Annotated in this window: 10 protein-coding genes and 1 tRNA gene; 5 read left to right on the top strand and 6 right to left on the bottom strand. The window is 62.6% G+C overall.

Annotated elements, in window-relative coordinates; translation table 11 throughout:
• Positions 1 to 7 precede the first annotated feature (7 nt).
• Entirely contained in the window at positions 8 to 661 is a 654-nt protein-coding gene (locus EOA36_RS16535) for a TetR/AcrR family transcriptional regulator (protein WP_127278539.1), read from the bottom strand.
• A 66-nt stretch (positions 662 to 727) separates the two neighbouring features.
• Positions 728 to 1,012, bottom strand: coding sequence for an acylphosphatase (locus EOA36_RS16530; protein ID WP_127278538.1), 285 nt, complete (start codon positions 1,010 to 1,012; stop codon positions 728 to 730).
• A gap of 199 nt (positions 1,013 to 1,211) precedes the next feature.
• Between EOA36_RS16530 and EOA36_RS16525 the strand changes: the two genes are divergently transcribed.
• Entirely contained in the window at positions 1,212 to 1,721 is a 510-nt protein-coding gene (locus EOA36_RS16525) for a MarR family winged helix-turn-helix transcriptional regulator (protein WP_245464378.1), read from the top strand.
• On the opposite strand, the gene EOA36_RS16520 is transcribed toward EOA36_RS16525, so the two are convergent.
• On the bottom strand, positions 1,718 to 2,830 hold the full coding sequence (locus EOA36_RS16520; protein ID WP_127278536.1) for a pyridoxal phosphate-dependent aminotransferase: 1,113 nt from the start codon (positions 2,828 to 2,830) through the stop codon (positions 1,718 to 1,720). The genes EOA36_RS16525 and EOA36_RS16520 overlap by 4 nt on opposite strands.
• Before the next feature lie 331 nt (positions 2,831 to 3,161).
• On the opposite strand from EOA36_RS16520, the gene EOA36_RS16515 reads away from it, so the two are divergent.
• Positions 3,162 to 3,252 (top strand) — tRNA-Ser (locus EOA36_RS16515).
• Between the two features lie 30 nt (positions 3,253 to 3,282).
• Here EOA36_RS16515 and EOA36_RS16510 read toward each other — a convergent pair.
• Positions 3,283 to 4,182 carry an alpha/beta hydrolase gene (locus EOA36_RS16510; RefSeq protein ID WP_127278535.1) on the bottom strand — a complete coding sequence of 300 codons (900 nt, stop codon included), beginning with the start codon at positions 4,180 to 4,182 and terminating at the stop codon, positions 3,283 to 3,285.
• Positions 4,183 to 4,290: 108 nt separating this feature from the next.
• On the bottom strand, positions 4,291 to 6,321 hold the full coding sequence (locus tag EOA36_RS16505) for a lytic transglycosylase domain-containing protein (protein WP_127278534.1): 2,031 nt from the start codon (positions 6,319 to 6,321) through the stop codon (positions 4,291 to 4,293).
• Positions 6,322 to 6,614: 293 nt separating this feature from the next.
• On the opposite strand from EOA36_RS16505, the gene dapA reads away from it, so the two are divergent.
• The 3 genes from dapA (at position 6,615) to EOA36_RS16490 (ending at position 8,788) form a co-directional block, all read left to right on the top strand.
• A complete protein-coding gene (gene dapA, locus EOA36_RS16500; protein ID WP_127278541.1) occupies positions 6,615 to 7,496 on the top strand; it encodes a 4-hydroxy-tetrahydrodipicolinate synthase in 882 nt (293 codons plus the stop codon).
• Between the two features lie 25 nt (positions 7,497 to 7,521).
• Positions 7,522 to 8,001, top strand: coding sequence for an SsrA-binding protein SmpB (smpB, locus tag EOA36_RS16495; RefSeq protein ID WP_027144197.1), 480 nt, complete (start codon positions 7,522 to 7,524; stop codon positions 7,999 to 8,001).
• A gap of 76 nt (positions 8,002 to 8,077) precedes the next feature.
• On the top strand, positions 8,078 to 8,788 hold the full coding sequence (locus EOA36_RS16490) for a GH25 family lysozyme (RefSeq protein WP_127278533.1): 711 nt from the start codon (positions 8,078 to 8,080) through the stop codon (positions 8,786 to 8,788).
• 15 nt (positions 8,789 to 8,803) lie between these two features.
• Here EOA36_RS16490 and EOA36_RS16485 read toward each other — a convergent pair whose 3' ends face one another.
• Positions 8,804 to 9,727 (bottom strand): DMT family transporter, encoded by a 924-nt coding sequence (locus EOA36_RS16485; protein WP_127278532.1) that lies wholly within the window; start codon positions 9,725 to 9,727, stop codon positions 8,804 to 8,806.
• Between the last annotated feature and the right edge of the window lie 229 nt (positions 9,728 to 9,956).

Below are 9,956 nucleotides of genomic sequence, written 5' to 3'. Positions count from 1 at the left end.
GTCTTCGTCATGCCCGAAGCTGAGCGTGTTCGTGTACATGCCGTTCCTCCTGCCGCATGACCCCATCGATCTTCGCGCCGACCAGGCGCATTGTCATCGAAAGATATGTTGCCGTGACTTCAGCGATCGACAATCGCTCGCCCGGCCGGAACCAGACAATGACGCCGGTCATCATCTGGATCAGCGCCATGGCCGTCAGGCCGGTGTCCTCGACGCTGAAAATACCCGCCTCGGCGCCATCGCGCAGGATCGAACGCAGTTCCTTTTCGTAGGCCGTGCGCATGCGCAGGATCTGCGTCAGCCTGTCGGGCGACAGGCTGCGCAATTCCATGTTCGACACATGCGTGGCGTGGCGGCGTTCGATATGAAAGGCGATGTGGTTGCGCACATAGGCGGCAAGCTGCCGCGCCGGATCCGCGCCGGCCGGCCTGGAGTGCTCCCAGGCTTCGCGAAGTCCTTGCATATGCTCGCGCATCAGTGTGAACAGCAGCTCTTCCTTGGTCGGGAAATAGCGATAGAGCGCGGCTGCCTGGACGCCGACCTCGGCGGCCAACTGGCGCATCGACATCGCTTGATAGCCGTAGCGCGCTATCAGGCTGACCGCCGCTTCGCGGATTGCCGCCTCGGTTCGCCCGCCGTCTGATCCTGTGGTGCGTGCCATCATCGCCTCGCTGACGGCGGTAGTAATAAAACGAACGTTCAATTAATTCAAGAGAGCGAAATGCTCCTACGCAATGATCCTGAAATCTCCAGGCGTGGTCCAACTCTCCAGCTCTTCCACATCGATCCGCGAGACCGCCGCTCCCAGCGGGCCTTGCCGTAGCCGCTCGATCATGTCCGCAACCGCCGCGTCGGCGCCGGTAAGCCATGCCGTCACCGAGCCGTCTCTCTCGTTGCGCACCCAGCCCAGCAGCCCGAACCTTGTCGCTTCGCCTCGCGCCCAGATCCTGTAGCCGACACCTTGAACCTTGCCGTATATGCGCGCCTGAACCGCCCTCTTCCGGTCTTTCATGGCTCACTCCCTTGCATAGAGTCTGGCGCGGCACCGAACGAAGGCAACTGGCTTGAGGTACTATCCAATCGAAGACCGGGAGTTTTTGCGGAAATAAGTGACTTGATCCAGTAAATGGTTGACTGGGTCAATTTTCTGGCCATCATCCCTGCGGTCTGGAAATTTCCCGGAGGCTTCTGGCATGAGCGATCGCAATGCCTTGGTCGGCGATATCCGCCGCTTCAACCGGTTCTATACCGGGCTGATAGGGTTGCTCGACGAGACGTTGATGCACAGTGCCTATACGCTGACCGAGGCGCGGGTGCTGTTCGAGCTCGGTCATCACCCCCGCGATTGCCCCACCAATCCTGGCGGCAAGACAGGCTTTCTGGCCCGAGCGCTTCGGCTCGATCTCGCACCGGTGGCCTCCGCAATCGCTCGGGGCCTTCAGGTGGATCCTGCCTATGTCACTAGAATCCTTCGCAAATTCTCTGCCGCCGGCCTGACTGAAATGTGCACCGGTCCCGCGCCGCTACGATCGCGCGTTCTTTCGCTTTCCGCGCGCGGCCAGGCCGCGCTTGCCGCACTTCATGCGGCTACGGATCGTGATCTCGCCCGCCTGACCGCGAGCCTGAATGACAAGGAAGCCGCGGAACTGTCGGATGTGCTGACGCGTGCCAGGCATCTGCTCGGCGTAGCGATGGCTCCTGAGCGCCCGGAAGTGCCCTAGTTTCCCCGCGCCGCCGCCAATGCACCCGGCAATTCCTCGGCGAAGATATCCAATTCGTGGTCGAGACCGACACTGACGCGGATGCAGCGGTCTAGTCCTGGCGCCACCGGCTTGCGGATGAAGACGTCGCGCGACAACAGTCCCTGCAGCACTTTCAGGGCGAAAGCACCGTCATGGCCGCAGTCGATGGTGACGAAATTGGTCGCCGAGGCGAGCGGCTTCAACCCGTTCTGTTCGGCGATATCAGCGATGCGCCGCCGTCCGGCGGCCACCCGGGCCACCACCATCTCGAGATAGGCCTGGTCGGCGAGCGCCTCGACGCCGGCGATCTGCGCCATGCGGCTGACGCCATAGTGGTTGCGGATCTTCTCGAAGTCGCTGATCACCAGCCTCTCGGCCAACGCATAGCCGCACCGTATGCCGGCAAGTCCGTAGGCCTTCGAAAAGGTTCGCATGCGGATGACGTTTGGCCGCGAAATATCGATCGGCGGCAGGGCCGAGGCCGGTCCCAGCTCGCCATAGGCCTCGTCGAGCACCAGCATGGTGGTTTCCGGCAGGGCTTGTATGAAGCCGATGATCTCGTCGGCCTCCCACCAACTGCCCATCGGATTGTCCGGGTTGGACAGATAGACCAGCGGCGCCTTTTCCCTGACGACCGCCGCGAGCAGACCGTCCAGGCTTTCGCGATCGTTCTCGTATGGGACGCTCACCAGCCGGCCGCCGACACCGGCAATGTGGAAGTTGAAGGTAGGATAGGCGCCGAGCGAGGTGACCACCGCATCGCCAGGCGCCACATACATGCGCGCCACCAGGCTGAGCAGGCCGTCGATGCCTTCGCCGACAACGACGTTCTCGACAGCCACATTGTGATGCGCGGCCGCCGCAACTTTAAGGTCGTAATTGTCCGGGTCGCAATACATCCACTGGTCGCGCGCGACACTCTCCATGCGGGCGATCACGCGCGGCGAGGGGCCAAAGCTGCTCTCATTGGCGCCGATGCGGGCACGGAAAGCGCGCCCGCGTTCACGCTCCTGCGCTTCGGGGCCGACGAACGGCACGGTCGACGGAAGCGCGGCGATGAGTGGTGAGAGGGCAGGGCGCTGAGGCATGTCGAAAGCTCGCTTGGAAGGGAGCCTTCTTGCTAACGTGCCGCTTGGGACGGTGCAAGGTCAGGATCGACCGATCCGGTGGCCTTACTGGATTCTGCCGGCGGTATTTGCCAGCGAGGCAGGATGAACACGCGATTGCCCCCCATCTAGTCCAGGCAATTCAACGCTCGATCTGCACCAAAGCGCAACCCGCGGCCAGTTCTACCAGCCAGGAATTGCCGCAGAATCCCCGCATCGCGCAAAGCCGCGGTCCGGTACGCTCTTATTTTTCCATATTAATGACGCGGGCTTGTTGATTGTGCCGCCGCTTTTCTTTATCCACCGGCACAACGGAGAGGTGGCCGAGTGGTCGAAGGCGCTCCCCTGCTAAGGGAGTAGAGGTCAAAAGCTTCTCGTGGGTTCGAATCCCATCCTCTCCGCCATGACCCCAAGACCTTGGTTGCTCTCGGGGCTTACGCCGGATTTTTCTGCGCCTCTGCTTGATCCAGAAAGAGCGCGATCTCATTGGGCAGGTTACCGGTCTCCAGGAAGGGTGCGTGGCCCTGATCCGGTACGGTGATTGTCCTGGTGCCGGGATGACGCTTTCGCATCTCCTCCAGCGTTTCCTGGGACAATAGCCTTGAATTGGCGCCGCGTATGACGAGCAGCGGAATGGCCGCCAACGCATCGAATTGCTGCCAAAGAGGCGGCAATGGCTGTGACAGGTCGAGATTGGCAACCGTGTCGACCAGCTTCGAATCGAAATCGGGCAGCAGCCCTTGATTCGTCTCGCGATAGAGCGCGCGCACCATTCGCTCCCAGTCGCCCTCAGCAAGCGCTGGAAAGTCCTGGCTATGAACATTGCGCTGGGCATCCACCGCCTCGGTGAAGGTTTTCGGCTTTGGCGTGCGTTCGAGATAGGACTGGATGTGAGCGAGGCCGGCGGCTTCGATCACTGGCCCTATGTCGTTGAGCACGATGGCTTTCAGTACCGCCGGCTGCATCGCGCCAAGGACATGGATCACCAGCCCGCCGCGCGAGGTGCCGATGAAGGCCGCCTGTTCGATACCGAGTGCGGCCAGCCCGGCAAGAACGTCGCCGGCTTCGATGCCGACATTGTAGTGACTGACATCGGGATCGTAGGCCGACTGCCCGCGTCCGCGGTAGTCGAAAGCGACAACCTTGCGCGCAAGGGCGGATCGCGTTGAGAGATAGAGCGCAAGCTCGTGAAAATCCCGCGCGTTGCGCGTCAGGCCAGGCAGACAGACGACCGGCCAATGGGCGGAACTCGCTTCGCCATAGACACGCGCGTGAAGCCTCAGCCCATCTGGCGCGGCATAGAAGAAGTCGGAGAAATCTGGATTGCTCGACATGGAACGGACGCCTTAGCCGCGAGATCGTCCACGACTGCTATAGACGGAGCGCTGGAGGGTCAAACGGGAAAGGCTCCTCCTTCTCCTCGCACGGGGAGAGCAAGAGCCTCAGCTGCGCCCATTCACGAGATCGCCTACAATGTCGTACTTGCCGGAAATACGCATCTTGTAGACCTCGTAATTCTCCATCACGCGCTGCACGTAACTTCTTGTTTCCGTGTAGGGAATCCGCTCGACCCAGTCCACCACCGCATCGATGTCCTTGCCGCGCGGGTCGCCGTATTTCGCCACCCACTGGCTGGCCCGGGCGGGGCCCGCATTGTAGCCCGCGAAGGTCAATACGTACGAGCCGTTGAAGCGATCGAGCTGTTCGCCAAGGAACGCCGAACCAAGCGTTGCATTGTAGCCGGCGTCGCTTGTCAGCCTGGTCTGCGAAAACTGCAATCCGGCCTTCTTCGCCAATTGCTTGGCGGTTCCCGGCATCAGCTGCAGCAGGCCGCGCGCGCCGGCACTGGATACGGCACCGACGTTGAATTCGCTTTCCTGGCGGGCGATCGCATAGGCCAGCGCCTTGCCCGAACCGGAAATATTGGCCGAATCGGGGATGACGCCGAGCGGATGCGACAACGCACCGACATCGATGCCGCGCGCCCCGGCGATCTTGCCAACTTTCAGCGCCATGAAATGGTTGTTCTGCTTTTCCGCAAGGACAGCGAGCAGCGCCAGTTCACCCGGGCTGGTCAACTGCCCGGCAAGGTCGCGATAGAGCGTTTCGCCATAACGGTCGTAGCCTGCCTCCTGCAGGCGCTTGATGGCGGAGACGGCCTCGCGGCCGGCAAAGTTCTGCCGGTCGGCGGCACTTGGCTGGGGATAGACGATGTTGAGCGCCTGCCGGCCGACGCGTTCGGCGGCTAGCTGGCCGTAGAACGTCGTTCCGTAGGTCGCCGCACGTCCAAAATAATCCTTGGCATTGCCGGGGCCGCCGACTTCCGCCGAGCGGCCGAGCCAGTAATAGGCGCGCGACAGGGTCATCGGCCCCTGGGCTAGCTCGGCGATGCGCGCGAAGTGCGTCGCCGCGAGCTTGGGATCGCTCAGGCCGCGCAGCGCATACCAGCCGGCATGGAACTCGGCTTCCGCTGCATTGGCCGCGCTTTCGGCTGCATGCATGGCGACTATCTTGTATGCGGTCTTCATGTCGCCCTGGTCGACCAGTTCGCGCGACAGCACCCGGCGTTCGACCCACCAGGCGTCCGGATCGACGAGGGATTCACGGTCTGCCGGCGCTTTCATGACAACCGCCGCTGCGCCCGCAAAATCCTCCTGCTTGCGCAGATATTCGGCCTGCGCGAAGAAATAGCCGGCCGAACGCTGCGCCACCGGCACCGCCTTCAGCAGTTTGGCCGCATTCTTGTCGCCTCTGTCGGCCGCCACCCAGGCGTCGGCAAGCTGCTGGGCGCCGGCGAGGCCGGCGACACGCAAGGCGGAATTCACCCGGTCGGCATAGAACATGCGTTCCATGCGAAAACGGTGATCGGCGGCGGGAACAAGGGCGCCGAACTCCTTGATCAGAGCCGCCTCGTCCTTGGCGTCCAGGATCGCGGTGCGCCAGAACGGCGACAACACCGATCGCGCCGCTTTGGCGTTGCCGGACGACACATAGGCGCGCGCGAGAACCATCACGCCTTCGAATGTCTGCGGCTGGCTGCCGTCGAAAGCCTTGATGACGATGTCCGCCGCCGGGTTCTCGCGATAGAGCGCGCGCTCGCTGTTCTTGCGCAACGCAACGGTGCCTGGCCAATTGGGCAGCATCTTCGCGGCCGCCGCGATATCGCCACTCGGAACCTTGTCGCCCCCGTAGAGCGCGATCGCCCAGGCCAATATGTGCTGGTCGAGCGATTGTGCGGGGAGGGCATCGCGCACACCGCGCGCGCCGGGAATATCGCCAGCTGCCAGCGCATCCAGGCCGCTTTTCAAGAGCGTGACGCCGGGGGTGGGGGCCTGTTGCGCCTTGTCCTGCACGCCAGGCATCGGAATGGCCGAAGTGACCCGCACATCGGCGCTGCCGCAGATCGCCACGCCGGGCATCAGCGCGGCGATGGCGCCAAGAAGCGCGAACAGGCGGGGCCGACCGGTCGGCATGATCCTTCGTGTCTTTCCTTAGTCCAGCATTTTACCAGCAGGCGAAGAAGCCTCGAAGCCTAGACTTAGGTCGTGAAGGGCTCGTAAACAAAGGGTTATCGAGGCCGTTCGAATAACGCTTGCTGGCACCATGGCAATGCTTGCCGCGCAACAATGTCGAGACTATGGTGCGCGGCTTCGCTTTCGGTTAGAAGGCGCGCACGACAAAACACCGATGCATGTCGCCCAAAACCGGCAACCGCTTTTGGGACGACGACATGCATGAACCTGGAAGTCCCAAGGAGTTGGACGACATGCTGAGAGGCTCGCTTACTGCGCTCGTGACACCGTTCGAAAAGAGCGGGCGTTTCGACGAGAAAGCCTTTCGCGCGTTCGTCGAATGGCAGCTGGGCGAAGGCACCACGGGCCTCGTCCCGGTAGGCACCACCGGCGAGTCGCCGACGCTGTCGCATGACGAGCACCGCCACGTCGTCAAGGTCTGCATCGAGGTGGCCAGGGGCAGGGCGCCTGTCGTCGCCGGCGCCGGTTCCAACAACACCGAGGAAGCTGTTGGGCTTGTGCAGTATGCCGAAAAGGCGGGTGCCGATGCGGCCCTGGTCGTCACGCCCTACTACAACAAGCCGACACAGCGCGGTCTCTACGAGCATTTCGCCGCCGTCGCCCGGGCGACCAAGCTGCCGATCATCATCTACAACATCCCGCCGCGCTCGGTGATCGACATGACGCCGGAGACGATGGGCCGGCTGGTGCACGACTTCAACAACATCGTCGGCGTCAAGGACGCGACCGGCAAGGTCGAGCGGGTGTCCGAGCAGCGCATGACCTGCGGCAAGGATTTCATCCAGCTTTCCGGCGAGGATGCCTCGGCACTCGGCTTCAACGCGCATGGCGGCGTCGGCTGTATTTCGGTGACCTCGAATGTCGCACCGAGGCTGTGCGCCGAATTCCAGGAGGCAACGTTGTCCGGCGACAGCGCCAAGGCGCTCGAGCTGCAGGACCGCCTCTTGCCGCTGCACAAGGCGATCTTCATAGAGCCCGGCGTCTCCGGCGCCAAATACGCGCTGTCGAAGCTGGGCAAGGTCGAGAACGTGCTGCGTTCGCCGCTGGTCACCATCGAGCAGTCGACGGCCGAAAAGATCGATGCGGCCATGAAGCACGCCGGCTTGATTAATTGAGGATGAGGCGCCACCTCTCCACATCATGAATCAAGTCAGAAAAGCCGATCCCAACAACAAGACCGTTGCGGAAAACCGCAAGGCGCGGTTTTCCTATGAGGTGCTCGACACGATCGAGACCGGCTTGGTGCTGACTGGCACCGAGGTCAAATCGCTGCGCCAGGGCCAGGCCAACATCCAGGACAGTTATGCCTCGGTGGAAGGCGGCGAGATCTGGCTGATCAATTCCTATCTGCCGGAATACCTGCAGGCCAACCGCTTCAACCACGAACCGCGCCGGCGCCGCAAGCTGCTGCTCAACAAGCGCGAGATGGCAAAACTGTCGCAGAGCGTCGACCGTGAAGGGATGACGCTGGTGCCGCTAAAAATCTATTTCAACGATCAGGGGCGCGCCAAGCTGCTGCTTGCCGTTGGCCGCGGCAAGAAGCTGCATGACAAGCGCGAGACCGAGAAGCAACGCGACTGGTCGCGCGAAAAGGGCCGGCTGCTCAAGGAACGCGGGTGATCAGGTGACAGCCTGAAAAAAGCCAACAGCCGGGGCTTCAAGGTCTAACAATCGGCAAGCCCAACAGGGGATGGTCTTGAAGAAGCGGATTGTTCTCTGGGGCCTCGCCAGTCTTGCCCTGGCATGTATCGTTGCGGCGGGGGCCTTGGTCTATTTCCACACCTATTCTCCCGACCGCGGCAGATATCCGGTCAGGGGCATCGACGTCTCCCATCATCAGGGCAAGATCGACTGGCGGCGCGTTGCCGCCGATGATGTGGCTTTCGCCGTCATCAAGGCGACTGAGGGCGGCGACCATGTCGACGAAGCCTTCGCCGGCAACCTGCGCGAGGCCCGCGCCGCCGGGCTCGCCGTCGGCGCCTATCATTTCTTCACCTTCTGCCGTCCGGGCGCCGACCAGGCCAGGAATTTTATCTCGGTGGTGCCGCGCGATCAGCCGTTGCTGCCGCCGGTCGTCGACATCGAGTTCGGCGGCAACTGTCCGCAGCGCCCGTCGCCCGAGCAACTGAACGCCGAACTGCAGGCTTTCCTTGGACCCGTTGAGGCGGCCTTCGGCAAGCCAGCGATCGTCTATCTGACGGATGAAGCCGAAGCTGCCTATGCCGGGCAAATCAGCGCTCGCCCACTCTGGCTGCGCTCTCTGCTCATGGAGCCGGACCGCCGTGACTGGATCTACTGGCAGTACCACAACCGGGGACGCGTGGACGGCATTGAGGGGGACGTCGACCTGAACGTTTTGCAGGGCGGGCCGCAGAAGTTGGCGGCGCTGCTTGCCCCCATACCTTGATGCCACTGAAACCATTTACGATCCAGCTGGTGCCGGAACAGCCAGATTTTCCCTGGTGCTGCGTCGACCCATCGCCGAATAACCCATCCCGGCGGCCATGATGGCGATGGCCACGCATTGGATCGCCAGCGGGGTCTCGCCAAGCACGACCATGCCGACCATCACGGTGGCGATCGGCACACCCGGCAGGAACAGCGATGCAGCCTGCGAGCCCAATTGGTCGACAATGTAAGTGTAAAGGAACATTGCGACAGCGCCGGCGAGAAGACCTTGAATGACGATCTGGCTGGCGATTTCGGCGCCTGCGGCGGCATGGAGGCCGCTTGGCGCAAAGACATAGAGAAGTGGCAGCGGCAGGCAGGACAAAAGCACGACGCTCGCGGTCGCCGTCACCGGCTCGACACGCCACCGCTGCACAAGAACGGCATATGTGGAAAACATCGCGCCCGATCCGACAAACAGCAGATCCCCGAACAAGACATCACCGGCGCCGGTGCGCGCCGGCGCTATGAACAGCAACAAGCCGGCGATGATCGTGGCGACGCCAATGATCCGCCGGCGCGACGCGCTTTCCCTGAACAGCGACAATAGGAACGAGAAGAAGACGATCGAGGCGGGGCAGAGCGCCGCGGCATGGGCGGCGGGCGCATGAGTGAGGCCCCAGTTGATGATCAGCGGATAGGGCAATCCGGCCAGCGCCGCCAACGTCAATCCACGCCGCCAGCCCAGCGCCGTCATGGTCGCCAGGCCGCGCCTCCAGACGATCGGCAGGAACACCGCGCCGGCACCGGCAAAGCGCAAGCCGGCCATGTCGGTGGCCGTCAGATGCTCCCTGAGGCTGAAGCGGGCGGCCACGAACTGCGCGGCATAGATGGCGATCATGGCGAGGCCGGCGATCACCGCAAGCCTTGTGTTTCCCGTGTCTCGGACGTCCGCCATGTTCTGCCACCATATTCATGCCGCCAGGAGGAGACAGCCCCGACCTTGCGATGAAGCGCAGCCTATTGTCGAAATGGCCGCGACTAAATACGCTGTTTTTCGAAAATTGACGTGTAGTTCACGCAAATGAGGTGGCTTGAACGTGAATCCTGAATCGGGCGACCTCGACGCCGTCGATCGCAGTCTTTTGCGGCTGCTGCAGGAAGATGGACGCCGCACCACGCTTGAT

Origin of the sequence: Mesorhizobium sp. M8A.F.Ca.ET.021.01.1.1 (genome assembly GCF_003998025.1) — a bacterium.
GTDB lineage: Bacteria > Pseudomonadota > Alphaproteobacteria > Rhizobiales > Rhizobiaceae > Mesorhizobium.
Note: the sequence above shows the minus strand (reverse complement) of the source record. Positions and strands in the feature narration are given on the sequence as shown.